General features: G+C 56.2%; 22 protein-coding genes and 1 pseudogene. 10 read left to right on the forward strand and 13 right to left on the reverse strand.

Going from position 1 to position 24,168, the window contains the following annotated elements:
- Positions 1 to 23: 23 nt before the first annotated feature.
- Complete coding sequence (locus AC3WP4_RS01430; protein ID WP_102614235.1) at positions 24 to 1,670, reverse strand: phosphoethanolamine transferase; 1,647 nt, start codon at positions 1,668 to 1,670, stop codon at positions 24 to 26.
- Positions 1,671 to 1,914: 244 nt separating this feature from the next.
- Between AC3WP4_RS01430 and galE the strand changes: the two genes are divergently transcribed.
- On the forward strand, positions 1,915 to 2,892 hold the full coding sequence (galE, locus tag AC3WP4_RS01435) for a UDP-glucose 4-epimerase GalE (protein WP_074877781.1): 978 nt from the start codon (positions 1,915 to 1,917) through the stop codon (positions 2,890 to 2,892).
- A gap of 44 nt (positions 2,893 to 2,936) precedes the next feature.
- Here the strand turns inward: galE and AC3WP4_RS01440 are convergent, their stop codons facing one another.
- From AC3WP4_RS01440 to AC3WP4_RS01465, 6 genes are all read right to left on the reverse strand, one after another.
- Positions 2,937 to 3,668, reverse strand: coding sequence for a CpsD/CapB family tyrosine-protein kinase (locus AC3WP4_RS01440; protein ID WP_232252300.1), 732 nt, complete (start codon positions 3,666 to 3,668; stop codon positions 2,937 to 2,939).
- Between the two features lie 68 nt (positions 3,669 to 3,736).
- Positions 3,737 to 5,296, reverse strand: coding sequence for a GumC family protein (locus AC3WP4_RS01445; protein WP_102614234.1), 1,560 nt, complete (start codon positions 5,294 to 5,296; stop codon positions 3,737 to 3,739).
- A gap of 20 nt (positions 5,297 to 5,316) precedes the next feature.
- Complete coding sequence (locus tag AC3WP4_RS01450; protein WP_074880757.1) at positions 5,317 to 6,372, reverse strand: hypothetical protein; 1,056 nt, start codon at positions 6,370 to 6,372, stop codon at positions 5,317 to 5,319.
- A gap of 80 nt (positions 6,373 to 6,452) precedes the next feature.
- Complete coding sequence (locus AC3WP4_RS01455) at positions 6,453 to 7,010, reverse strand: polysaccharide biosynthesis/export family protein (protein WP_074877788.1); 558 nt, start codon at positions 7,008 to 7,010, stop codon at positions 6,453 to 6,455.
- Positions 7,011 to 7,370: 360 nt separating this feature from the next.
- Positions 7,371 to 7,868, reverse strand: a complete 498-nt coding sequence (locus AC3WP4_RS01460; RefSeq protein WP_074877790.1) for a hypothetical protein — start codon at positions 7,866 to 7,868, stop codon at positions 7,371 to 7,373.
- 349 nt (positions 7,869 to 8,217) lie between these two features.
- A complete protein-coding gene (locus tag AC3WP4_RS01465) occupies positions 8,218 to 8,871 on the reverse strand; it encodes a peroxiredoxin (RefSeq protein WP_074877792.1) in 654 nt (217 codons plus the stop codon).
- A gap of 344 nt (positions 8,872 to 9,215) precedes the next feature.
- On the opposite strand from AC3WP4_RS01465, the gene AC3WP4_RS01470 reads away from it, so the two are divergent.
- Positions 9,216 to 9,932 carry a glycosyltransferase family 25 protein gene (locus tag AC3WP4_RS01470; RefSeq protein WP_102614233.1) on the forward strand — a complete coding sequence of 239 codons (717 nt, stop codon included), beginning with the start codon at positions 9,216 to 9,218 and terminating at the stop codon, positions 9,930 to 9,932.
- A 96-nt stretch (positions 9,933 to 10,028) separates the two neighbouring features.
- Here the strand turns inward: AC3WP4_RS01470 and AC3WP4_RS01475 are convergent, their stop codons facing one another.
- A complete protein-coding gene (locus tag AC3WP4_RS01475; RefSeq protein WP_074877794.1) occupies positions 10,029 to 10,358 on the reverse strand; it encodes a hypothetical protein in 330 nt (109 codons plus the stop codon).
- Positions 10,359 to 10,542: 184 nt separating this feature from the next.
- Between AC3WP4_RS01475 and potE the strand changes: the two genes are divergently transcribed.
- Positions 10,543 to 11,946, forward strand: coding sequence for a putrescine-ornithine antiporter (gene potE, locus AC3WP4_RS01480; protein ID WP_074877797.1), 1,404 nt, complete (start codon positions 10,543 to 10,545; stop codon positions 11,944 to 11,946).
- A gap of 2 nt (positions 11,947 to 11,948) precedes the next feature.
- Positions 11,949 to 14,234 (forward strand): Orn/Lys/Arg family decarboxylase, encoded by a 2,286-nt coding sequence (locus tag AC3WP4_RS01485; RefSeq protein ID WP_102614232.1) that lies wholly within the window; start codon positions 11,949 to 11,951, stop codon positions 14,232 to 14,234.
- Positions 14,235 to 14,463: 229 nt separating this feature from the next.
- Here the strand turns inward: AC3WP4_RS01485 and AC3WP4_RS01490 are convergent, their stop codons facing one another.
- Complete coding sequence (locus tag AC3WP4_RS01490; protein ID WP_102614231.1) at positions 14,464 to 14,973, reverse strand: winged helix-turn-helix transcriptional regulator; 510 nt, start codon at positions 14,971 to 14,973, stop codon at positions 14,464 to 14,466.
- Positions 14,974 to 15,073: 100 nt separating this feature from the next.
- Between AC3WP4_RS01490 and AC3WP4_RS01495 the strand changes: the two genes are divergently transcribed.
- Together AC3WP4_RS01495 and AC3WP4_RS01500 are read left to right on the forward strand one after the other, a co-directional pair.
- Positions 15,074 to 15,703 carry a cysteine hydrolase family protein gene (locus AC3WP4_RS01495; RefSeq protein ID WP_102614230.1) on the forward strand — a complete coding sequence of 210 codons (630 nt, stop codon included), beginning with the start codon at positions 15,074 to 15,076 and terminating at the stop codon, positions 15,701 to 15,703.
- A gap of 5 nt (positions 15,704 to 15,708) precedes the next feature.
- Complete coding sequence (locus AC3WP4_RS01500; protein WP_102614229.1) at positions 15,709 to 17,274, forward strand: aldehyde dehydrogenase (NADP(+)); 1,566 nt, start codon at positions 15,709 to 15,711, stop codon at positions 17,272 to 17,274.
- 81 nt (positions 17,275 to 17,355) lie between these two features.
- On the opposite strand, the gene AC3WP4_RS01505 is transcribed toward AC3WP4_RS01500, so the two are convergent.
- Positions 17,356 to 17,736, reverse strand: a complete 381-nt coding sequence (locus AC3WP4_RS01505; RefSeq protein ID WP_074877808.1) for a RidA family protein — start codon at positions 17,734 to 17,736, stop codon at positions 17,356 to 17,358.
- A 146-nt stretch (positions 17,737 to 17,882) separates the two neighbouring features.
- A complete protein-coding gene (locus AC3WP4_RS01510) occupies positions 17,883 to 18,275 on the reverse strand; it encodes a GFA family protein (RefSeq protein ID WP_074877810.1) in 393 nt (130 codons plus the stop codon).
- 151 nt (positions 18,276 to 18,426) lie between these two features.
- Here AC3WP4_RS01510 and AC3WP4_RS01515 point away from each other — a divergent pair, with 151 nt between their 5' ends.
- The 4 genes and pseudogenes from AC3WP4_RS01515 to AC3WP4_RS01530 all read left to right on the forward strand — a co-directional run bounded on the left by AC3WP4_RS01515 (position 18,427) and on the right by AC3WP4_RS01530 (position 20,491).
- Positions 18,427 to 18,828, forward strand: a complete 402-nt coding sequence (locus AC3WP4_RS01515; RefSeq protein WP_074877812.1) for a hypothetical protein — start codon at positions 18,427 to 18,429, stop codon at positions 18,826 to 18,828.
- Positions 18,829 to 19,057: 229 nt separating this feature from the next.
- Entirely contained in the window at positions 19,058 to 19,339 is a 282-nt protein-coding gene (locus AC3WP4_RS01520; RefSeq protein ID WP_102614228.1) for a DUF3303 domain-containing protein, read from the forward strand.
- A 199-nt stretch (positions 19,340 to 19,538) separates the two neighbouring features.
- Positions 19,539 to 19,769: pseudogene (locus AC3WP4_RS01525) on the forward strand (transporter); the annotation flags it as partial.
- A 47-nt stretch (positions 19,770 to 19,816) separates the two neighbouring features.
- The gene (locus AC3WP4_RS01530) at positions 19,817 to 20,491 is read left to right on the forward strand and encodes a DUF3313 domain-containing protein (RefSeq protein ID WP_076027771.1); all 675 of its coding nucleotides are present in this window, start codon (positions 19,817 to 19,819) and stop codon (positions 20,489 to 20,491) included.
- Positions 20,492 to 20,577: 86 nt separating this feature from the next.
- Here the strand turns inward: AC3WP4_RS01530 and ligD are convergent, their stop codons facing one another.
- Positions 20,578 to 23,169, reverse strand: coding sequence for a DNA ligase D (ligD, locus tag AC3WP4_RS01535; RefSeq protein WP_102614227.1), 2,592 nt, complete (start codon positions 23,167 to 23,169; stop codon positions 20,578 to 20,580).
- Positions 23,166 to 24,161, reverse strand: a complete 996-nt coding sequence (locus AC3WP4_RS01540; RefSeq protein WP_102614226.1) for a methyltransferase — start codon at positions 24,159 to 24,161, stop codon at positions 23,166 to 23,168. Before AC3WP4_RS01540 ends, ligD begins: the two co-directional genes overlap by 4 nt.
- Between the last annotated feature and the right edge of the window lie 7 nt (positions 24,162 to 24,168).

A 24,168-nucleotide genomic window follows, 5' to 3' on the forward strand; every position in this document is an offset into this window, starting at 1 on the left:
CGGCGTTGTTCAACGAGGGGTATTTAAAGAGCGTCAAAATCAAACGATGGAACATAGCCTGCGCCGAGTAAATGCGGACATTTCGACGAAACGAAATCATCACTTGATAAATCATCCGAACTTTTATACCTGTTCGTAAAAACCCCGGTGATATTTAAAAGCGTATGGGGCAAGGACGATATGCTTATTTTCTGACTTTCTCTTTCCTTCAGCTTTAAAAATTTGAGCGATTGCTGGTTTGAAACATTCTCGGACGCCCAGATAAACGCCGAAACCGGAAGATCATATTTATTGCCAATCCCGTGACCCAACAACCCTCGACTGTCATCCATCATGTTTTCGCCATGATCTGATGAGTAAAACAAGACGGATGGTTTTTTGCTCGACTTCAACTGATCAATAATCGTACTCAACAACCAGTCTGTATACAAAATACTATTATCATATTCTGCAGTGATCTTGTCTTTGAAGCTGCTTGTTGCCGGCTTGAATTGATCGAAGCTTTCCGGGTATCGGCGTGAATACTCGAAATGGCTTCCCTTGACATGAATGAATATGGCTTTCTTTTCCGTTTCGTTTTTATTGAGTATTTTTTCATATTCCGACATCAACGCCCCATCATAACTTCTCTCAAAGTATTGACGGTATTGTGCCTCGGCGGCTATTTGTGGAATTATTCCGCCAAAACTATCAACTTCCTGCACCGACAACCAATAGGTCATGTACCCGGCCGCCCGATATATACTCACCAACGATTTCGTTGACGCAATGGAGTCCCAATCCGATATAGGCTCAAGGCTCAGCATTGAAGGCACGGCGAACGAGGTGTATGGGGCTGTCGTACAGATCTTATTAAACTTGAAAATGCCCGCCTGCTTACCAAGATTCGGAGTTGTGTCCTTGTCATAACCGTAGAGGGACCAGTTGTGCGGCCGCGATGACTCACCGATTACAAAAACAATGGTTTCTATAGTTGACTGATCCGATAGGCTGGTTATTTTTACGTCAGATTCCCGACGACGTTTGATGAGCTTCTCCGTCCCAAAATACAAGTTTGCAGTAAGGGTAATTTGCGACAAATAACCTACTGGCGTGCTTTGATCTTTTGCAAGGAGATCCATGACTGCAGACTTGCCGAACGAGTTAAGCTGAACGGTTTTATAAAAATACGCCCCATACCCTGCGATCAAGGCGCTAACAGCCAAAACAAAAACACCTTTGCTCTTATATAATTTGCGTTTATGCAGGCCTATTAATCCAGCCCCATAGCACAGTATGAAAATCATCAAAACGATACTGATGGGTCGCCAATAAGTCGGCAGGAATTCGCTTGCTTCCTGGAAGTTCGTCAAGCCAATAAACAGATAGGCAGCCGTCAATCTCGAGTTGAAGTTCAAAACCAAAAAGAGATCAATAGCTGCTACCAAATAGAATGGCAGTAGAATGAGGTGAACCTTGAATTGATTGGAGGAAATAAATCTGATTGCCAAAAGCCACAACACCGACATGCCAAGGGTGTAAAAGACTAACAAATCAATTTTAGAGTACTGATAGCTTGTCAGCGTTCTAACCACCAAGGGTGAAAGCAAATATGACCACAACACTAAATTTGGCCATTCTGCTTTTAATATTCTTAATGAGTTATCAATAATTTTGACAGAATTTTTCATTGGTAATTATTCCCGCAGGGTGCCCATATGCCTCCTCAGAGGGTAGCTCCAATTGGCGTACTCGCTGCATTACGTTCAAAAATACTCCCTCGTTTGGTGCTCCAGACGTAGCGAGCTGCAAGGTTTGGCGCTGTGCATCCTTGGCATGCAGGAACAAATGAAGAAGCTGTTTGCGACCTGCCTTGATTGCCGCTATACAATCATTCGAGCTCACAGCAAAGCGCCCAGGAAATCGGAGATCAGGATGAAATTTTTGGTGGTGGGTGGCGCGGGTTATATTGGCTCGCACATGGTGAAGCAGCTACTGAGCGCAGGTCACGATCTTGTGGTGGCAGACAATTTCTCAACGGGTTATCGCAGCGCGTTGAGAGGCGGGACATTGGTCGAACTGGACATAGCCGACGAACAGGCACTGGATGTCCTGTTTGCGAGACACCACTTTGATGCTGTGTTCCACTTCGCCTCCTTTATACAGGTGGGCGAATCTGTCGCTGAACCTGCCAAGTACTATCAAAACAACTTCACCGCCACCCTGACGCTGCTCCAGGCGATGGTTCGCGCCGGGGTTAAAAACTTCATTTTTTCCTCTACCGCCGCAGTCTACGGTGACCCGGTGTATGTACCGATAGACGAAGAGCATCCCAAGGCAGCGATCAACCCTTATGGGCGCAGCAAGTGGATGGTGGAGCAGATGCTAGAAGATTTCGATCGTGCATACGGGCTGAAATCTGTCTGCCTGCGCTACTTCAACGCCGCCGGAGCAGACCCTGAAGGACAGTTAGGTGAACGCCATGAACCGGAAACCCACCTGCTGCCCCTGATCCTGCAAGCAGCCTCGGGACGGCGCGCAACCATCACCGTCTACGGCTGTGATTACGACACACCTGACGGTACTTGCATCCGCGACTACGTCCACGTTGTCGACCTCGTTGCCGCTCACGCGCTTGCCTTGGATTATCTGCTGGCAGGCGGTGCAAGCACGGCGTTCAACCTCGGTAACGGTCAAGGTTTCTCAGTACAGCAAGTGATCGATACCGCGCGCTACGTGACCGGCCAGGCTATATCTGTCAGCGCAGCGCCACGTCGCGCGGGCGATCCACCCCGCCTGGTGGCCGATCCCCGCAGGGCCAACACATTACTTGGCTGGCACCCGCAATTTGGCTCACTTGAACAGATAGTGGCGCATGCCTGGAGCTGGGAGCAGAAGTACCCTTGGCACTGAGCGTCGGCGCCAGCCGATAGCGCCGACCTCGTGCGGATGATGCTCTAGTAGTAAGAGCGGTTTTCAGGCTCGGCTTTGTTCAACACCGTGCCAATCAGGTTGGCTGTGCCAAGATGATGCAGACTTTCCTCGATCTCTTTCTTGCTGTTCAATCCATTAGCGACAACGAGCAGGACGCAGTCGAACCTGGGCAGGACGTTAATCACATCATCCGAACTCAACAACGGCGGCAAGTCGAAAATCACGATGCGTGAGTTGTAGCGCTCGCGCAGATCAGCAATCAAATGGCTCACTGCAGGCGATGACAACACTTCGGTGGAAAGAGGAATCGGCTCGCGCGTCGGCAGGACTACAAAGCGCGGCAAAGTCGGGTTGACCAGTACCTCTTGCAGTTCAGCTTCATCTGCCAACAATTCATTAAGCGATTTATCCATCGGCAGTCCCAGATATTCACCCACCTTCGGACGACGCAAGTCGAAGTCCACCAGCAACGCCGTCTTGGTGGTGTGATGCGCAATACTCATCGCCAGGTTTATAGCCAATACCGTCTTGCCTGCCTCCGGGGTCGGCGAGGTGATGGCGAGCGTGCGCCAACCATTTTCCTCCATGATTTTCAGCACTTGTGTACGCAGTAGATCGAATGCTCCGCCCACATTCGAATTTTTGTTGTAAGCCACAATTCGGTTGCGCTCAAGGTGACCCGGTCGCAAAGGTACAACCTTGGTTTGCACATAACTGAGCGCATTCAGACTTGTTGATTGCGCGGTCGGTGTCATGGCTTTTGACGAGGTCTGTTGCTCGGCTTTTTCGGTATCGGAATTGATTATTTCCATGGCTATATTCCTTATGCAAACCGGCCCAAAGCTTTAAATATCAGAAGATCCAGAGGCATATAGAGGAAGTGCAAGAGCACTAGAAAAATCGCGATTAATGCGACTCCACAGACGATCGATAGCATTCGCCACTTCCTGCGGCGTGCCAGTTCAGCCTTGGTGTGAATGTAAGGAATGGAGACCAGTACGCGTCTACCCAGCACGCTGGCCAAGGCCTGGGCACCGCGCACACGCTGACTCATCATCTCGAGGAGCATCACCAGCGCGCCAGCACCCACCGGGGCAAGCAAGAAACCCATGGCGACCACTTTTTTACGGTTTGGCCGTACCGGTTTTTCGGGCATCAGCGGCGATTCCAGAAGAACGAAACGCTCGGCTTTGTTCTCCTGCTCCAGGCTTTCTGAAATTTTCGCACTCATTTCCTTGGTGCGGATTTCTTCATATTTTTTACGAGCATTATCATGGTCACGCATCACCGTGACCAAGCCGCGCTCGATTTGCGGCGTCTCAATAATTTGTGCCTCGTATTCGGCTATTTTTCCGAGTATTTGCTGCTTTTGATCGGCCAGCGACTTGATCCGTGCTTCGGCTGCGGAGATCCGCGCCTGAGCCCTGGCAACGTCCAGATTGACCGAAGCTGATGCGCCAGCGCCTTTGCCGGCCTGAAGTGCAGCAATTTTGCGCTTGACGGCACGCACGTCGGGGTGGGCTTGCGTATACAGCGACTGCAAGCGGATGTACTCCGCTTTGAGGCTAGCCAGATCCTGTGGTTTATCAGCAGCCGTACCGAGTGCTCCAGGTCTTGTCGCTAGCCCGGCATTTGCGGCGGAAAGCTCCAACTCATTGAAGCGCAACTCCTCACGGGCAGTCTTGTAGTCACGGTCGATCTCCTTCAGCTCGGTTTCGGCGCGCGTCAACATGTTCATGCGCAGCTCTTGATGCTCGGGCAGCGCGTTGCTGTGTGCCTGCTTGAAGTCCGCCAGCCGATTCTCAAGGGTTTCTAGTTCCACCCTCAGTTTGTCCGCTTCCTGCGTCAGGAACTCTGTGGTTTCACTGGCGCGTTCGGTGCGCTGCTTGATGTTTTCATCCAGAAACAGCGTCACCAGCTCCTTGGCAACTTTGTTCGCAATCTCTGGCTGGCGGTGCTCAAAGGAAAGACGGAAAGCAATCGTCACCTCTCCGCGCCCCTTGACGGCAGCACTGACGAGGGAGACCACAATCGCATTGCGCATTTCTTCGATCTTCTCGGTAACGGTCAGTTGCCGACTTTGCGAAGCAAAAAGATTGTATTTGTTGATGATCCCTTCCAGATGCTCACGGGTCATCACGCGCTGGCGAATGACTTCGATACGCTCATCGGCAAAGGTATTGTTGTTGGCCGCCACCAGGTCTGGCGAAATCTGCTGAGACTCCACCAGTATCGTGCCGGATGACTCATAGGTAGGCGGGAGAGAGATTGCTACCGCTACGCAAACGCCGAGTATGACCACGAAACTCACGATCAACAGCAGGGCGTGGTGCTTGATGATAGCTAGGTAGTCGTTGAACGACATTTCGTATTCAGTGGCCATATTTCTCACACAGCTGAATGTCAGAGACCGGGATAACTATAAGTCAGCGTCAGCCCGACTACGTTTGCAGTGGCATCCGGCAAGCCATCTTGCTGGCGTTGTTTGTATGTGTAGGATAGGCGGGCAATCCAAAAAGGCGAGAGTTCTTGGCTAAACCAGGCACCGTAATTTTGCAGGGTATTAGGCGTCCGGCCTTTGGCGTCTTGCCAGGAAGCATCGAAACCGGTGCGTCGGGTCTCGTCGATCGAATAGCTCCATGAACCTCTCAGGGCATCAACCTCGACGAAACCACCGTCGCCACTGGCGAGCGTGCTGCGACTGGCATCGATGCTGGTATCAATACGCTCACCGGCATATTGCAGCAATAAACCGCCCTGGCCTTTTGGGCCGCTATCTGTGCCGGAGACTTGGTTGAGACCCACGTAAGCCGTCCCCCGTAGCCGCTCGGAGAATTGGACATTCAAGCCGGTCGTTGGGGTGTAGCTGTTTGAGGAAGCCACCGCAGAACCCTCCTCCGGCTCATAGCGCCTCACGCCAAGACGGGTGAACAGCTCGACCTGCTCACTCCATGCATAGTTCCAGCTGAAGCGGGTTGCCAGCTCGTCATAGTCGGTCAGTGAATCAATATCGTAAGTGACATGAGTGTAGTCAGTTTCGTTAACCAGGGTACTTCGCTCGCTGAGAGCAGTGCTCCAGTTGCCGCCCACCAAATACATCTTTTGCGTGCCATCAGAGGCAACTACGCCGGTTTCCTGGACCACCGTGGAAAGCGTAGAGTTTTCTTCATACCTCGCCACAAGCCCAAAAGCCCCCGTTTCGGTCTCGCGCTGCCACCCCAACCTTAATCTGGGATCTTCACGGTCCGAAACGATCGACGTATCCGACGAACGCACGATATTCACCCCCAGACCGAACCGGTACTCATCCGGCCCGGAAGTACCCACAAGGCTGTAATCGGGGGCGATGATGGTACGAGTCACCCCTTCCTCATCACTCGTGAGCAGCAGTGGGTTGCTGTCGTACTCGACCGTCGAAGGCACGGCTATAGCTGATTGCCAAGTAGCAGCAGAGGCCATGTCCGAACACGACAAAGCCAGGATTGCCGTCGCAACCCCGGTAGTTCGAAATCCAAGCAAGATAATCCTTAGTGCCAAGGCTAAGGCACGACCAGCGTATCGCCGGCTTTAAGTAGAAAATTGGTGGACATGTCATCCCCCGACATCAACTTGCTGTAGTTGACGCGCAGGATCTCTTGTTTAGTCCCGTTGAGTCGCACGACCTTAATGTCGTCTTTATCGGCGAATTTGTCGAGCCCACCCGCCATGCTTATTACCTGCAGCACTGACGTTTGACCTGACATATGCACGGTGCCGGGTTTCAGCACTTTGCCCTGAACGTAGACGAGATTACCTTCGGTGCCGGTGACGACCACGCTCACCTGCGGATCAGGTATGAATTTCTCAAGCCTGGCAGCGATTTGCTGCTCGACAGCGGTGGTATCAAGCCCCTCAACATCGACTCGCCCTACCAGCGGAAAGGTAATGCTGCCGTTGGGGAGTACGCGTACATCCTGCTTGAGCTTGTCTTCCCCCCAAACGGAAATAGAAAGGTTGTCTCCCTGATTCAGCTTGTAAGCCCCGTCATTTTCGACGGCATTGGAAATGCTGGGCCAAACGGCCAGCGCGCACAGCACAGGTATCAATGAACGGAACATCGGGATCCCTCCGTCTAAGTAGCCATGCAAAGAGCTTAGAACAAAAAAACCTAGTCAAATGACTCTAGCCCATTTCACGCAAAAGAAATTACCAAACAGGATCGCTTTGAGCTTCCGGGTGGTCAATTCCGACAATGCAACACACCCGAAACCGGAACGTTAGTGCAAGACAACAAAATAGCGTTATTTAACAACAGGTTGGAACAAGCAAGCTGCCTTCGACGTATTTGCGTCAATATTAGCCACACCATACCCGCTTGAGCCGGTTTAACTGCAACACCGTCAATCTGTTAATGGCAACCTTTGCCGATGCAACTAACTTTATATCCATACTTACAACCAACGCTTAGTGTCATCCATCTATATCTTCCGTCGGTTGGCAACCACAATAAAACCAATCAATGCGGAAGAGAACAACCATGCTGCCGCTGAAAGCGGTACCGCATTCGGTTGATTGGTATCAGTTGTTTCAGCCAGACTTTTAACCTGGATTGCCGAATCAGTCTTGATCTGCTTATTGTTTGCCGCCGCCATTAATCCGTCACTCGAAGAAGAATTGACGGATACGCCAACGCCTGAGTCAGCGTGATCGATGACACCATTAAATTTGGAGGAATCGGCATTATCGAAATAAATATCGGTGATCAACGAAGGCAAACCAAGACCCTTTCCCAAAGTAAGCGAAGCGCCATCCGCATACTTCTCAAGAACCGCGCCAAGTTTGGGCCTCAACGCCTCGCTGGTATTGCCTATGCGACTAATTTCATAGGCCAGACTGGTCGCCTGCGCACTAGCAACGGCTGCACCATTCAGGATCACGGACAACAACACGAATTTAATGACAAATGTTGAGCGCATAACACCGCCTCCTTGCGTAAGGGGGTTATTCTTTTGTCGGTTTAAGAAATCTATATCGGCTAAATTGAGCCTATAAGCACATCGCCATTACGTCAATAGCTCGTCACAATAATAAATCCAAATTTAAATTCAGGGTGGATGGCGTCAAAATAACGCCACAATATGCCCCGCAACCCAGTAAATTCTATCCCTGTGAAATGGCTTTGCGCATGAGGCGTCAGCCCGCTTCGGGCTGTTGGCGTCGACCCGGAACAGCTTCCCCGCAACGGGCTACGGCGGCTCAGGGAAAGCCATGCACTGGACCGACGACGCCTGCATCGCGATTGAAGGCAGGATGATCACCTGACCATTACTTCGGTTGCGCTACCGTACGCAAATACGGTTTCACCGTCTTAAAGCCTTCCGGGTACTTCTTCCTTGCATCGTCGTCGGATACCGACGTTGGAATGATCACGTCCTCGCCCGGACGCCAGTTCACCGGAGTGGCAACGGTGTGCTTGGCGTTCAACTGGATAGCATCGAGCAGCCGTAATACTTCATCGAAATTGCGCCCGGCACTCATCGGGTAGACCAGCATCGCCTTGATCTTTTTATCCGGACCGACAATGAACACTGAACGCACCGTTGCGTTGTCCACGGCAGTACGAGCGCCGCCACTGGCGTTCGGGTGAATCATGTCGTAGAGCTTGGCCACCACCAGGTTCTCATCGCCGATCATTGGGTAGTTGACTGCATGGCCCTGGGTTTCTTCGATGTCTTTGGACCAGGTCTGATGGTTACCGACCGGGTCGACGCTGAGACCGATGATCTTGGTGTTGCGTTTGTCGAACTCCGGCTTGAGCCCGGCCATATAACCGAGTTCAGTGGTGCAGACCGGGGTGAAGTCCTTCGGGTGTGAGAACAGGATGGCCCACTTGTCGCCAATCCATTCGTGGAAATGGAGCGTGCCTTCAGTGGTTTCGGCGGTGAAATCCGGTGCTTCGTCGCCAATACGAATGGTCATATGCGTTCTCCTCGCTGTGAAGGGTAGGGACACTCTCGGAACGATCCAGTATAGGAGACCTTGAAGACTTCGCTCTGTATCCGCGATCCGCCAAAGGGCTAGCAGACCTATCCGCTGCATACCGATTTACGAGACGAAATGCTGCCTATACTGCAATCCGGGGTCGATAGAGAAACGGACAAAGCGCCAAGTACTCAGCCTGTCAGGTTGAGGTCATGGAAGCTGACGCCGAGCCGTCAGGAAATGCAGAAAGTGGCCCTGCTCTGATGCTGCCCGCACGGTGTTTTCCGCACTCGGGTTCCCCAATCCAGCTGCCCTGATTGTCTGCGCCAAGGACCTGACAGATGAATGTGATCGAATATTTTGATCGAGTAAGAATCATCAATATCTCGTCAAGAAAGGATCGCCGTTTAGAAACAGTTGAAGAGTTCACTCGCAACGGCTTTCACATCGATGATGAAAAAACAGGCTTTTTTGAGGCTATTACGCCCACTGAGGGAAATGGCTTCCCGAGCGTCGGCGTCAGAGGCTGCTTTCTGAGTCATCTGGGGGTGCTGGAAGAGGCAATCCGCCTGAATTTGAAAAATGTCTTGATCCTGGAGGACGACATACAGTTTTCCAGACACATTTCTCAATACGGTAGAGAGGCCATCAAGGCTCTGGAAGGTTTGGAGTGGGACATCGTCTATTTCGGGCATCCGTTTGAAGAAAATTCAAACTTGCCCGCCTGGAAAGCAGTCGACCGGCCAATACACCTGGCCCATTTCTATGCTGTAAACGGGAAGTGCTTTGGGAAATTGAGGGATTTTTTATTCGAGATTCTGGAGCGGCCACCGGGACATCCTGACGGAGGCCCAATGCATTATGACGCGGCTCTCAATACGCTCATTCATAAGAACAAAGAAATTTCGGCTTACTATTTCACCTGGAATTGCGGCTACCAAAGGCCCTCGCGGACCGACCTGCATGAGCTTTCCCTGTTTGACAGGGTGCCTCTCCTGCGGCCGGTAATGGGTATGCTCAGGAGGTTAAAGGCAAAAAACCTGAGAAGGACTCGATAGTTCTCCCTCTACAGGAAAGGCCTCAATTACCCGACTGACGTACCAGGCCGGCACGGCGCAGAACCGTGTCCGGATGATTGTGGCGGTCCACCCTCCTTATTTGCGTGCCAACTTGTACCGCACGCACTCCTCGTAAAAGCTCTCGCGCAGGGCTGCGGGCTTCATCCGCGAATGACTGTCATAGGTCTGCTCGGTAATGCCCATCGCCATCATGTGCATCCACGGCTTGCTGAATTTGTAGGTATGTAGCTTCTGCCGCGCTGCATACAGGGAAACCCCGGACAGCTTGAGTTCCTGGGCTTTTGCCGCGGTACCTGCGCCCCAGCTGCAAATGTAACGATCACTCGATGCCAGCTCTTTGGCCTGGACAGAGGCGGCAACGCTCGCCAGGCCTAACGAAATCAGCGCAACCATCACATTCCGCATTTAAATTCGATCCCAACTAACTGAAAGTAAATTGATTTTGGTCAAAAGATTCAATCTTCGGGGCCAGCAAAATGCCTTAAGTGCGCTATAGCCGGTTTTTCTCCTGTCGTACGGACGTTTCTTGCGCCAATTCAATCCTTTGCTATAGCTAACGCTCTCTCCCGCCAACAAATGAGGCAACGGAATGTCAGTCGCAAAGAAAATGACAGTGGGGCAACTGACGATGTTGACAGCCGTCAACATGTTGGGCTCCGGTATTGTGCTACTCCCCACAAAACTTGCCGAAGTCGGCGGTATTTCCATCCTTTCCTGGCTGATCACGGCCACCGGCTCCCTGGCGCTGGCCTATGCCTTTGCGCGCTGCGGGATGCTCAGCCGAAAGACCGGGGGCATGGGCGGCTATGCCGAATACACTTTCGGCAAGGCAGGCAACTACATCACCAACTACACCTATGGCCTCTCGCTGTTGATTGCCAACGTGGCGATCAGTATTACCGCGGTCGGCTATATCCAGGAGCTGTTCCATGTTCAGCTTGATTCACTGCAAGTGGGTCTGGCGACCATCGCTCTGTTGTGGATCACCACTTTCGCCAACTTCGGCGGCGCGCGGATTACCGGCCGGATCGGTGCGATCACGGTTTGGGGGGTGATTGCGCCAGTGGTATTGGTATCCACCATTGGCTGGTTCTGGTTCGACAGCAGTGTCTACGCCGCCGGCTGGAACCCGCATAACATGGGCTGGTTCGATGCCGCAGGTGCATCGGTGGCGATCACCTTGTGGGCCTTCCTCGGTCTCGAGTCGGCATGCGCCAACACCGATGCTGTGGAAAATCCGGAGAAGAACGTACCGATTGCGGTCCTCGGCGGCACCCTGGGTGCAGCCGTGATCTACATCGTCTCTACCAACGTCATCGCCGGCATTGTCGATAACCCGGAACTGGCCTCCTCCACCGCACCGTTCGGGCTGGTCTTTGCCAAGATGTTCACGCCTATGGTCGGCGACATTGTGATGGCCGCAATGGTATTGGCGTGCATCGGTTCGCTGCTGGGCTGGCAATTCACCATCGCTCAGGTCTACAAAAGCTCTGCGGATACCGGTTATTTCCTGTCGATCTTTGCCAAGTCCAACAAGGCCGGAACACCCATTATCGGCATGCTGGTGCTGCTGGCAGTACAAACGGCGCTGGCTTTTCTCACCATCAGCCCTGACCTGAGCAAGCAGTTCGACACACTCGTCAACCTCGCGGTGGTCACCAACCTGGTGCCCTACATCCTATCCATGGCCGCGCTGATGACCATGCAAAAAGTGTCCAACGTACCGGCGGGCAAGGCCTTGGCCACCAACATCATTGCGTGGGTGGCTGCGGCTTACAGCTACCTGGCGCTCTACAGCTCGGGCCCGCAGGCGCTGATGCTCGGCGGCGTGGCAACGATCTTCGGCTATACGCTGTTCGGCTTCGTCAACAACCGCCTGATCCGCCTCGAAGCACTCAATAACAGCGTACCAACACAGACCGTCAACGCTCGGCACATCACGGGCAAACCGGTGCCGGTCAATAACTTGCATGCAGTCAGAGTGGAGGCTTAATCATGATGGAACATAGACATTCGCTTGGAATGCTCACGCTGTTGGTCAGCAGCCCGCCGGACAAACGCACCGTCTTCGGTCGCGCCCTGGATCAGTTGATCAACGATGTGGAGGAACGCGCAGTCCAGGTGCTGGCGTCGGAAACCCTGAGCGATGCCACGTCGATCCTGCGCTCGGACCCAGCCATTCAATGCGTGCTACTCAGCTGGGAGATGGACAAAAGCGCAGGTCACGAGGAATGCATCCAACTGCTGGTCAGTCTGCGTGAGCGCAACACCCGCGTGCCGGTTTTCCTGATTAGCGATCGCAGTACCGCGTCGAGCATTCCGCTGGTGGTCATGCAGCACGCCGACGACTTCATCTGGTTGCCCGAGGACACCAGCCGCTTCCTCAGCGGGCGCATCCTGGCAGCCATCGAACGTTATCGCCAAGCCGCACTGCCTCCCATGTTCGGGGCGCTGGTGAAGTTTTCCCGAAGCTATGAATACTCCTGGCACACCCCTGGACATGCTGGCGGCACAGCTTTTTTGAAGAGCACCGCGGGGCGCGCTTTCTATGAGTTTTTTGGCGAGAACCTGCTGCGTTCGGACCTGTCGATTTCGGTCGGCGAACTCGGTTCGCTGCTTGATCACAGCGGCCCTATCGGCCAGGGCGAGCGCTACGCCGCCAAAGTGTTCGGGGCCCACCGCACCTACTACGTCACCAACGGCTCGTCGATGTCTAACCGCGTCATCCTCATGGCCAGCGTTACGCGCAATCAGATCGCCCTGTGTGACCGCAACTGCCACAAGTCCGCCGAACATGCGATGACCCTGTCCGGTGCCATCCCGACCTATCTGGTACCGACCCGCAATCGCTACGGCATCATTGGCCCGATCCTGCCGCAAACCCTGAGCGCCAGCGGCGTGAAAGACGCCATTGCCAGTAACCCGCTGGTCAAGCAAGGCATCGACCCGACACCCGTCCACGCGATCATCACCAACTCCACCTACGACGGCCTGACCTACAACGTCACCCGCGTCGAAGAGTTGCTGGGGCAAAGCGTCGATCGTCTGCATTTCGATGAAGCCTGGTACGGTTATGCGCGTTTCAACCCGCTGTACCGCGAGCGCCACGCCATGCACGGCAGCCCGGACGATCACGACGACTCGAAGCCGACGGTGTTCGCCACCCAGTCGACCCACAAGTTGCTGGCCGCCCTCTCCCAGGCCTCGATGATTCACGTGCGTAACGGCCGCAACCCGATCGATCATGGTCGCTTCAACGAGTCGTACATGATGCATGCCTCGACTTCGCCGAATTACGCGATCATGGCTTCATGCGACGTCAGCTCGGCGATGATGGACGCGCCCAGCGGGCAAATCCTCACCACCGAATCGATCGAAGAGGCTATCAGTTTCCGCCAGGTAGTCTCGCGCATGCACAACGAGATGTTGAGCAAGGAAGAGTGGTTTTTTACCTGCTGGCAGCCGCCGACCGTGCAGGTTGGCGCGGCCACCGTGCCGTTCCATGAAGTCGACCCGGTGCTTTTGAAAACCGAGCCGAACTGCTGGGTATTGCATCCCAACGCGGTATGGCACGGCTTCGGCGACATCGAAGAAGGCTACTGCATGCTCGACCCGATCAAGGTCTCGGTGCTCAGCCCCGGCATGGGCGACGACGGCAACCTGCTCGACTCGGGCATCCCGGCCTGTGTGCTCACGGCCTACCTGGGACGCCAGGGCATCGTGGTCGAGAAAACCACCGACTTCACTATTCTGTTCCTGTTCTCTATCGGGATCACCAAAGGCAAATGGGGCACTTTGCTCAATGCCCTGCTCGACTTCAAACGCGATTATGACGACAACGTCGAACTGGAACTGTGCCTGCCGGATCTGCTGGCCGCCAACCAGGCTCGTTATGCCGGCATGGGCCTCAAGGACCTGGCCGACGAAATCTTCGCCGCCATGAAGAAACACAAAACCACCGCCAACATGGCCCAGGCGTTCGGCACACTGCCCAAAGCCGAATTCAGCCCGGTGGAGGCCTACGAAAAACTGGTCAGAAACGACATCGAACGGGTGACACTCGAAGAAGCCGCCGGGCGTATCGCTGCGACCGGGATCGTGCCGTATCCACCGGGCATTCCATTGCTGATGCCGGGCGAAAACGCCGGGACTGCGGACGGCCCGTTGCTGGCCTATCTCAAGGCACTGGAAGCCTTCGACAGATCCTTCCCGGGTTTCACCCATGACACCCATGGGATCGAAAGCGAGGGCGGGGTTTATAGCTTGCTGGTGTTGAAATGAACTAGCGCCTGTACACAGTGCAAAGTACAACAACGGGCGCCTTGAAGGCGCCCGTTTTACATGTCTTTTCCTGAGCGGGTAATCCGTGGGATTTAAATCCTCACATTGCGTCCCGGCACCGAAGATCGCGAGCTCGATGAAGCGCTGGGTTTTCGCCGGAAGCAACAGCGTCTCGGTGAGGGCATACACCGACTGATCAAGGCGTTGAGCAGTGGTGAACCGCGCGTCCTTATGACTGGATGCGATTCCCCTTGAAAGCCTCACGCCGTGCGTTTCGTTCTTCGATGTAGGCGGCGCTCGGCTCGCTGATCAGCTCTTCACGGCGCAACAGTTCGCCGCAATGTTCGCAAAGCGGCCCCAGCCCGGCGGGCTGGCCACAGGTTTTGTGGGTGTAAACGACCGCCAACTCTTCCTCTGGCGACTTGCACCAGGTTTCACCCCACGCGCGCAGCGCAAGGATCACCGAATAGAAGGCCTGCCCTTTCGGGGTGAGGTGATACTCGTAGCGTGGCGGCCGCTCGTTATAGGGACGGCGAGCGACGAGTCCGTCAGACTCCATATTTTTCAGGCGTGCGGCAACCATTTGCGGGGTTCCTCCGGTCTGCGCCTGGATTTCGTCGAATCGATGGCTCCCCATGAACAACTCACGCAGGACCAGTACGGTCCAGCGGTCCCCCACGACCGCCTCGGCCCGTGCAATCGGGCACAGGGTTTGAACAGCACTTGTGTTTACCGACATAAGGACTTGCCTCTTTTGCAGTTGCTATGATTATCATATCAACAGCGCACCAAGGCAAGCCTTCGGCGCGAGTCATCCAAAATCCCTGGAGAAAATCGCCATGTCCAAAGCCATTTATCCCCTCACCAGAACCGCGTATCTGCTGGTCGATCCTTACAATGATTTTCTGTCGGAAGGCGGAAAGGTCTACCCCTTGATCAAGCCGATTGCCGAGCAAGTCGGCCTGCTCGAAAATCTGCGCGCCCTCGACCGCGCCGTCCGTGCACTCGATATTCCGGTGGTCATCGTACCGCACCGCCGTTGGGAACAAGGCGACTACGAAGGATGGGATCATCCGAGCCCTACCCAGTGCAAGGTCATGCACATGCATCACTTCGCACGCGGGGAATGGGGCGGGGAATGGCACCCCGATTTCACGCCCAAGGACGGCGACATCGTCGTTCAGGAACATTGGGGCTCGAGCGGCTTTGCCAACACCGACCTTGATTTTCGCCTTAAGCAGAAAGGCATCACGCACGTGATCATCGTGGGTCTGCTGGCGAATACCTGCATCGAGGCAACCGCGCGCTACGCCGTGGAACTCGGTTACCACGTCACATTGGTACGTGATGCGACCGCTGCCTTCACGCCGGAAATGATGCAGGCCGCGCACGAACTCAACGGCCCTACGTTCGCCCACGCCATTGTGGCGACGAACGAGCTCATCGCGTCTCTGGCACAGCAGGGGTGACACACATGACATTGACTGGAAACCTCACTATCGGCGCAAACGAAGTCCCGGCCATTGAAGGGACAATGAAGGCGCTCAACCCCGCAACCAACCAGTTGATCGAGCCGGATTTCGCACTCGGTGGTATGGCAGACGTCAACCAGGCCGCGATGCTTGCCGACGAAGCATTCGACCATTACAGCCATACCTCGCTCACCCGGCGCGCGGCGTTCCTGGAAAGCATTGCCGACAATCTCGACGCTGTCCGTCATGAGCTTGCCGCACGGGCCGCGCTCGAAACGGGCCTGCCTGAGGCTCAGCTTGAAGGCGAAGCGGTAAAAGCTGCCACCCAGTTTCGCCAGTTCGCGGCGGTCGTACGTAAAGGACGCTTCCTCCAGCTGGCCATCGATCCGGCCCAGCCCCATCGTCAGCCTCGCCCACGCATGGATCATCGACTTCAGAAAATGGCAATCGGCCCTGTGGCTATTTTCGGCGCGAGTAATTTTCCCATTTCCTATTCGGTCGCAGGTGGCGATACCGCTTCGGCATTGGCAGCTGGCGCGACCGTCATCGTGAAGGCGCATAACGCCCATCCAGGCGCATCGGAAATTCAGGCGCGTGCCATCCGCAAGGCGGTACAAGAGAACGGACTGCCTGAGGGTGTTTTCTCGATGGTGCGTGGCATTGGCAACACGATCGGCGAAGCCTTGGTCGATCATCCGTTGATCAAGGCCGTGACGTTCACCGGCTCGGAGCATGGCGGCATGGCGCTGTATCGGCGTGCGCAGCTACGCCCTGATCCCATTCCCGTATTCACCGAGATGACCAGCGTCAACCCCACGTTCATCCTGCCCCATGCGCTGGCCGAGCGTGGAGCGCAAATCGGTGCTGGCTTTATCGAACGCATGCTGGTCAATGTGGGGCAAGCCTGCCTCAGACCCGCCATCCTCTTCGCCATCAAAGGAGCTGGCTTTGAAGCGCTGCGCGCCGCCATGGCAAAAGGCGTCACCGAAGCATCGGCGCGCACGATGTTGACGCCAGGTATTCATGCCTCCTACTTGAGCGGACTCGGCGCAATGGAGAGCGTCGGTGCAAATCGCATCGCCGAAGGCTCGCGAGCCAACGCTGATTTTGATGGCCAATCGGTGTTGCATGAGGTCGACGGTCAACGCTTCCTGACCGAAACGGTACTTGCGCAAGAAGTATTCGGTCCCTCAGCACTGCTGGTGAACGTCAAGGATGAGGATGAACTGCTTGACGTCGCTCGCTCGCTCAAGGGCCAGCTCAGCGCCGCCATGCATCTTGTTGAGCGCGATATGCCGCTGGCTCATCGCATGCTGCCGGTCCTGGAGCGGCGTACCGGGCGAATCGTGGTCAACGCTTTCGCGCACCCTCAGGAGGTGACTTTCGCCACCATCCACGGTGGACCGTTTCCGGCAACGTCGGACAGCCGTTTCACCTCGGTGGGCATGACGTCGATTGAACGCTTTTTGCGCCCGGTGTCCTACCAGGGTTTTCCGGATGCGCTATTGCCTGAGACGTTGCGCGAGTTTGATCCCTTGGGGCTGCCTCGCCTCGTAGACGGCCAATAAAAGCCGTCCTTGAGGCAGTCTTTGCCAATCCGCCCGGTAGTACCCGTTCGTTGAGCGAGGCTGCCGGTCAACCCCATGGACTCAGCCCTTGGCCGCCATCGCCGTGACTTCCACACGCATGCCTTCAACCGCCAGGGAGGCCACGCCAACGGCGGCCCGAACCGGCCAGGGCTTGGCGAAGAAACGCTGGTAAACCTCGTTGAAGGCGGCGCGGTCGGCCATGTCGGTAAGGTAGATGGTCAAATGCAGAACCCGGTCCATGGAACTGCCGGCGTGCTCCAGCGCAACCTTGAGCGCCTGCAGGGTGCATTCGCTTTGCAAAGTGATGTCGCCCAGTTCCAGGCTGCCGTCAGCGCGGGTGGGAATCTGAGTGGAGACCAGCAGGCCGCCGAAACCGGCGACATCGGAAGAGATGGATTGCGGATCGGGGTCGGGGAGAAAGGTCAGATCGTGGTTTGCCATGGGTGTCTCTTGCTTGAGGGGGTGAAGAGGCTGTCGAGTATATAGCGGCTGGGAACTCGGTGTGGAAGGCCCCGTTTTGAAAACGATATCTACTGGATTGAGAGTCCAAGTCTTGTGTAGCAAGCCCTGGATTCATCAATCGGCACCTACTCCTCAAAGCGACCAGCGGGGTCACGATCGCGCTCGTAGCGTCTCATGAGCGGAAACGCCGGCAACCAGGATTCACGACGCACGATCCAGCTTTCGTAGGTAGGCCTCAGTTGGTCCGGGGCATCCAGCGACCCCAGGTTCACTTCGATTTCGTCGTCGCTGCGGGCGAAAACAGACGAGCCGCAGCGGGGACAGAAAAATCGCCCGCCGTAGTCGCGTGTTTCACCTTCAATCGTCACCGCATTCTGAGGAAATATCGCGCAAGCATTAAAAAGCGCCCCATGATGCTTGCGGCAGTCGAGGCAGTGACAAAGGCCAACCCGATACGGGAGTCCCGACGCCTCAATTCGGACGTTGCCGCACAGGCAACCCCCCGTGAATCGCTCCATGCTGCGTCTCCTCTGAAATCAAACAGTCGGAACGTGATGAGTTGCACCCTGCCTGTGCCCGACTTTTAAGCCTAGACCCGGCGTTTCCCGTTCGCCAGAACGGCAAATACCCTATGGGCAAACCCGATTGCAGCACTCTATGATTGACCCCATGACCACCACGCCTCCGATCCGCCAACCCTGCCCACCCGGCGTCTGCGACTGCGGGCGAGACCCGCTGCTGGAAACACCGGGGGCGGACGTGCGCATTCTGTTTCTGACCCGCTCAGAGGAAAAGCGCCTGATCGAACGTCTGGAAAACCTCCAGAGCCTGAGCGATCTGGAACGCCTGCAACAGCGGATGTATGAGCAGTTGGGCATTCGCGTCGACATCGCCCCCGGTTTCAACGAAGTACGCACCATGCGCGGTATCGGTATCAACCTGGGTGAACAACCGGGGCTATGCCGCAAAACCCGTCAGTCGATCCCGGCCGCGATTCGTCGCGCACTGGAGAAGCGCCCGGAAATCGCCTACGCGCTGCTTAACGCCAACGACCTGTTGCGCGATGCGTGAAATCAGCGGCATGAATATCGCCCTCCAGGCACCGGAAAAATTCGTTGCCATATAGCGAAACAGGATCAGCGGTCATGCGCCGAGTCTGGCCCGCTGCTATGCCTTCTCATGGGAGCAGTGGTTTCAAGCCAGTCAGGGATGAAACTGGACATTCAAGCGTGACCTTGGTCCCGGCACCCGCCAGGTGCGCGAAGAGCAACAGGTGCCAATCCGTCGCAGGAGGTGGCAAATGTTATTCATAGTCAGTTGGTCTATCAGTTCGGCAAATCGTAACAACGCGATCGAGCGTTTCCTCAAGACCGGAGGTGCGCCACCCGCTGGCGTCAAGATGCTTGGACGTTGGCACGCCATCGGTGGTGCATCCGGTTTTGGCGTGGCAGAGGCCAGTGATCCGGCAACCATTCAGAAGTGGGTGCTGGAATGGAGTGACCTTATGACCATGGAAGTCCAGGCGGCACTGACCGATGAACAGATAGCGCCGCTGCTGGCGGCCGCTGTCGGCAAGCAATAGTCGTTGGGGCGGCGAGCCGGGCTCGCCGCCCCATGCCCTTCCGCGTTGGAACAATACATTCTCTATGACCGATCCAGGCACGGGAAACAAAGGCCTGTGGTCGAAAAACCAATAACTGGAAATTTAACGATTCATACCTACGCTCATCGCGGGGGATTCAGTGGGTGGCCGGTCGGGGGGCTCGTCTCAGGGTACGCCAGACGCAAACCGGACTTTTACCGTGCCAATGCGAGAATCCTGGCGCATTGCGGCCGGAGCCACCTATGCTCTGAACGAGGTCACCGGCATTGAATGTCAGCTGGGCCATGGTCTGGCCGGGCGATAAGCCGGTGGAGGAGACCAAATTCACGTCGGGTATATTCGAACTTCTAGTCAGTTCGACACTGCCTGGATTCAAGCCGTCACCGGCAACATGACTTGGCGCTTCTAATGATCTGCTACCGAAAAAACGACTTAATCCATGGAGCACACACCACTATGAATCTGTCCCGAAAGCTGTTTATTGGCGTTGCGCTGACCAGCCTGCTGCTCGGCGGTTGCACCTCGAAAGTCACCGAGCGTGAGCAGTATTCCGGCTTCCTGTCCAACTACAACAATTTGCAGCAAGTCACCACCACCAGCGGCGAAACAGCCATGCGCTGGGTCAGCCCGTCCTGGAATCCAGAGGCCTATAACACCGTGGTTTTCAATAAGCTGGAGCTCTACCCGGCGCCCAAGCCTACTGAGCGGGTCAACCAGCAAACCCTGGACGAGTTGCAGAGCTACATGACCAGTAAGGCCAAAGGTGTGCTGGGTCAGAAATATCGGGTGGTATCGAGCACGAAATCAGCGCCAGCCGGTTCAAAAACCTTGATCATGCGCGCGGCGATCACCGGAGTGAGTGCCGAAACCGAAGGCATGAAGTGGTATGAAGTGGTGCCGATTGCCGCCGTCGTCGGGGGTGTTTCCGCCGCCAGTGGTCACCGCGATCAGGACACCACACTGTTCATCGAGGCCGAGTTCGTCGATGCCAGCAACAACCAGACCGTGGCCAAAGTCGTGCGCAAAGTCTTTGGCACCACACTGGAAAACGCCAGCCAGAAGATCACCACCAAGGATTTCAAAGTCGCAATCGACAAGCTGACCAGCGACCTGCAGGCCTTTATCAAATAGCTTTTTGTAGGAAGCACGGCTTGCCGGCGATGGCGCCCTAGAGAACGCCATCGCCGGCAAGCCGTGCTCCTACAAGATGTACGTGGCTATTTTTTCATCCCGACCCGCCGCCGCATCTCGGCGGTGATCGATTGCCGGGTTTTCTTCAAATCCTTCCAGGGCTCGTCGCCGACCTCGGCCAGGCGTTGATGCACTGTGTGGATGTTCCACTGATTGCCCCCCTTGAGCTCGCCCACCTCTTCGCGAAAAATCGGCACCGACACCGGCAGCCCATCGCGGGCGCGCACAGCGTAAGCGCAGATGGTCGTGGCCCCGAGGCCGTTGCGCAGATAATCGATGAAGATCCGCCCGACCCGGTTCTTTGGGCCCGACACCGCGGAAAAACGCTCCGGCAGCAACTTGGCCATGTGGCTGACGATTGCGTGGCTGAAGTCTTTCACCTCATCCCAACCCAGCTTGCGCGTCAGTGGCACCACCAGGTGAATCCCCTTGCCGCCGCTGGTCTTGAGAAACGCCTTGAGTCCCAGTTCATCGAGCACCGAGAGGGTCAGTTGAGTCGCCTCGACCATGCTTTTCCAGGGCAGCGCCGGGTCCGGGTCGAGGTCGAGGACGAAGCGGTCGGGTTTGTCGAGGTTGTCCGAGGTGGCGTTCCAGGTGTGCAACTCAACAGTGCTCATCTGCACGGCGCCGATCAAGGCTTCGGCGTTATTGATGATCATCACCGGTTGCCCGGTGAGTGCCTTGTCCAGGGTGGTAATTCCCGGAATGGCCAGGCGCTCGGCGTTCTTCTGGAAAAACAGTTCGCCGGCAATGCCGTCCGGCGCACGCACCAACGCCACGGGGCGATCCTTGAGTTCAGGCAAAATCCACTCGGCGACGCTGGCGTAATACTCCGCCAGTTGCACTTTGGTGGCGCCGCTGCTGGCGTCGATCACCCGCTCGGGGTGAGTGATGCGCACCTTGCCCTCGCCCAGGCCGATTTGTGAGGGTGCGGGCGTGGCTTTCTTTTTGGCAGGGGTGGAAGGTTTTTCGGCAGTGGTCTTTTTCGCGGCTGAAGTCTTCACGGCTTTCGGACGCTCCTCGGTAATGTCTTCGGCAGGTTTGTCGTCACGCAGACCATGGAACACCGCATGACGGACTGAACCTTCTTTGGTCATTTCGGCAAAAGCGACCTCCGCCAGCAGTGTCGGCTTGAGCCAGTGCACACCCTTGGCGTCAAAACCGCTCGGCGGATTGACCACTGGGATCTTTTTCGTCTGCAACGGTTTCAGTTGCTCATAAATGCGCTTGAGCGTCGTCTCGTTAAACCCGGTGCCGACCTTCCCCGCGTAACGCAACTCACCGCTATCGCGGTCATGCAACCCCAGCAGCAGCGCACCGAAGGCATTGCGCGAGCCTTTCGGGTCGGTGAAGCCGACCACCACAAATTCCTGTCGATGCTTGCACTTGAGCTTGATCCAGTCGCTGCTGCGCCGAGACACGTAAGGCGTGCCCAGGCGTTTGCCGATCAGCCCTTCCATCTGCATTTGGCAGGCGCTGTTGAGCAACGCTTGCGGTTCTTCGCTAAAGGAATCGGAGAAGCGCAGCAGCGGATCTTTATTGGGGTTGAGCACGGTCGACAGTGCAACCCTTCGCTCCTCGACCGGCACCTCGCGCAGGTCCACACCGTTGAGGTAAGGCATGTCGAACAGGTAGTAGAGGATGTTGCCGCTGCGGCCCGAGTCGAAGGCGTTTTGCAAGGCCTGGAAATCCGGCACACCCTGTTCGTTGGCGACCACCATTTCCCCGTCGAGCCAGGCCGATTCGAGACCCAGCGCCGCCAACGCCTGGGCTTGCCTGGGCAGTTTATGGGTCCAGTCATGGCCGTTGCGGGTGAACAGTTTGACTTCGTCGTGGTCGATGCGGGCCATGATCCGATAGCCATCGAACTTGATCTCATAGCTCCACTCGCCGCCTGGGGCCTTTTCGACCAGCGTCGCCAGTTGCGGCTTGAGCATCTCCGGCAATTTGGCTTTGCGGGCGCCCGTCAAGGGTGCCGATTTTTCGTTGCGCGCCGGGCTGGCAGGTTTGTCGACGGGCTTGGGTTTGGCAGCAGTCTTCGGCTTTTTGGCAACGATGGTCCGGTCACTGAGCACGCTGTCGGGCTCGGCGGCGACTACGTCGTAATCGCTTTCGGGCCTGGCCGCGCCGTCCTGATGCTTGATCAGAAACCATTGCTCCTGCTTGCCTGGCATGTGCGTGCGCACCAGGTTCCACAGCCCTCCCAGCTTCTCGCCCTTTAGCTCGAATTTGAGCTTGCCCTTGGCGTATGCCTCGGCCGGATCGTCCTGAGGTATCCAGACTCCCCGGTCCCAGACAATCACCTCGCCGGCACCGTAATGCCCTTCGGGAATGCTGCCCTCGAAGGTGGCGTAATCAATCGGATGGTCTTCGACGTGCACTGCCAGGCGCTTGACCGTGGGGTCCAGTGACGGGCCTTTGGGCACCGCCCAGCTTTTCAGCGCGCCATCGAGCTCCAGGCGAAAGTCGTAATGCAGGCGCGAGGCGTCGTGCTTCTGGATGCAGAACTGCAACGCATGGTCTTTCGCGGTTTTCTTGCCCGAACGTTTGCCGGCAGCCGGTTCAGAGGTTGCCGAAAAATCGCGCATGCGATTGTAATCGTCCAGGCTCCTGCTCATGGCGCACCTGCTGACGCGGTCACGGTGCCCCCGATGCCTGGGCCGATACGCGTGACAATCAGGGCGACGACGGCAATTCGCTCCACCCGCTGATAGCCTGGCGTCAACAGCTCTTCACCGAACACGTCGGGGTCGATTTCATGGTAGGTCCAGCCGAACATCGGCGACTCCAGGCGCGGCGCCACTGCATCCAGAAACGGATCGATGCCATCGATCATTGCCACGCCGGTGTACAGCACCAGCGAACCACCGGGAGCCAACCGATACAGGGCCTGTTCGACAATGCGCAACGACAATTGCGCGCCCAGCGCGCCACCGCCATGCCGGTAAGCACGCTCGGCCGGGTCGGCCATGTACGGCGGATTGGCGACGATCAGGTCGAATTGGCCGTCGACGTCTTGCAGCACATCACTGGCCTCGATGCTGACGTTAGCCACCTCGGCGAGGGCGACGTTGACCGCCGTCATGCGTAACGCCAACGGGTTGATGTCCACGGCCAGGACTTCCGCTTCCCGGCGTGCGCGGGCAATCAAAATCGCCCCGACGCCCGCACCGCAGCCGATATCCACGGCGCGCCTGATCGGCGCGAAGCTGTGTTGCAGATGGGCGTGAATCAGCTGAGCAAAACGGTAGGTGTCGGGGCCGAAGAACACCGCGTCAGCGGCATCAGTGGGGTAACCCGAATGCACGAACAACAGGTCATCGAGACTTGACCAGCGCACATGACTTTTCAGTCGACCATTGCATTCATCGAGGACGCCAGCCTGTTGCAACTGCCGTTGCTCATCCACCGACAACAGGCCGGGCTCAAACGGCCGCGACCAGCCGAACACTTCGCGCAGGGTCCGGGCGCTTTGCCCAAAGGAGCGATCATTGACCCGTTGATGGGTCAGCGGCGTTGGCGTGATGAAACGGTAGCCGTCGGCCTGCAAACGGCGCCCCAGTTGCAACAAGGCCAGATCGGCGGCGCCAAGGTGTTCTTCCTGATTCATGAAGGGC

The organism is Pseudomonas sp. FW305-20 (assembly GCF_058788075.1).

Coding starts and splice junctions, on each gene's coding strand:
- AC3WP4_RS01515 (WP_074877812.1), top strand. CDS start 18,427: ATGACCACCACGCCTCCGATCCGCCAACCCTGCCCACCCGGCGTCTGC.
- AC3WP4_RS01510 (WP_074877810.1), bottom strand. CDS start 18,275: ATGGAGCGATTCACGGGGGGTTGCCTGTGCGGCAACGTCCGAATTGAG.
- potE (WP_074877797.1), top strand. CDS start 10,543: ATGTCAGTCGCAAAGAAAATGACAGTGGGGCAACTGACGATGTTGACA.
- AC3WP4_RS01460 (WP_074877790.1), bottom strand. CDS start 7,868: ATGCGCTCAACATTTGTCATTAAATTCGTGTTGTTGTCCGTGATCCTG.
- AC3WP4_RS01520 (WP_102614228.1), top strand. CDS start 19,058: ATGTTATTCATAGTCAGTTGGTCTATCAGTTCGGCAAATCGTAACAAC.
- AC3WP4_RS01540 (WP_102614226.1), bottom strand. CDS start 24,161: ATGAATCAGGAAGAACACCTTGGCGCCGCCGATCTGGCCTTGTTGCAA.
- AC3WP4_RS01445 (WP_102614234.1), bottom strand. CDS start 5,296: ATGGCCACTGAATACGAAATGTCGTTCAACGACTACCTAGCTATCATC.
- AC3WP4_RS01530 (WP_076027771.1), top strand. CDS start 19,817: ATGAATCTGTCCCGAAAGCTGTTTATTGGCGTTGCGCTGACCAGCCTG.
- AC3WP4_RS01455 (WP_074877788.1), bottom strand. CDS start 7,010: ATGTTCCGTTCATTGATACCTGTGCTGTGCGCGCTGGCCGTTTGGCCC.
- AC3WP4_RS01440 (WP_232252300.1), bottom strand. CDS start 3,668: ATGACACCGACCGCGCAATCAACAAGTCTGAATGCGCTCAGTTATGTG.
- AC3WP4_RS01495 (WP_102614230.1), top strand. CDS start 15,074: ATGTCCAAAGCCATTTATCCCCTCACCAGAACCGCGTATCTGCTGGTC.
- AC3WP4_RS01470 (WP_102614233.1), top strand. CDS start 9,216: ATGAATGTGATCGAATATTTTGATCGAGTAAGAATCATCAATATCTCG.
- galE (WP_074877781.1), top strand. CDS start 1,915: ATGAAATTTTTGGTGGTGGGTGGCGCGGGTTATATTGGCTCGCACATG.
- AC3WP4_RS01500 (WP_102614229.1), top strand. CDS start 15,709: ATGACATTGACTGGAAACCTCACTATCGGCGCAAACGAAGTCCCGGCC.
- AC3WP4_RS01505 (WP_074877808.1), bottom strand. CDS start 17,736: ATGGCAAACCACGATCTGACCTTTCTCCCCGACCCCGATCCGCAATCC.
- AC3WP4_RS01485 (WP_102614232.1), top strand. CDS start 11,949: ATGATGGAACATAGACATTCGCTTGGAATGCTCACGCTGTTGGTCAGC.
- AC3WP4_RS01465 (WP_074877792.1), bottom strand. CDS start 8,871: ATGACCATTCGTATTGGCGACGAAGCACCGGATTTCACCGCCGAAACC.
- AC3WP4_RS01430 (WP_102614235.1), bottom strand. CDS start 1,670: ATGAAAAATTCTGTCAAAATTATTGATAACTCATTAAGAATATTAAAA.
- AC3WP4_RS01490 (WP_102614231.1), bottom strand. CDS start 14,973: ATGTCGGTAAACACAAGTGCTGTTCAAACCCTGTGCCCGATTGCACGG.
- AC3WP4_RS01450 (WP_074880757.1), bottom strand. CDS start 6,372: ATGGCCTCTGCTGCTACTTGGCAATCAGCTATAGCCGTGCCTTCGACG.
- AC3WP4_RS01475 (WP_074877794.1), bottom strand. CDS start 10,358: ATGCGGAATGTGATGGTTGCGCTGATTTCGTTAGGCCTGGCGAGCGTT.
- ligD (WP_102614227.1), bottom strand. CDS start 23,169: ATGAGCAGGAGCCTGGACGATTACAATCGCATGCGCGATTTTTCGGCA.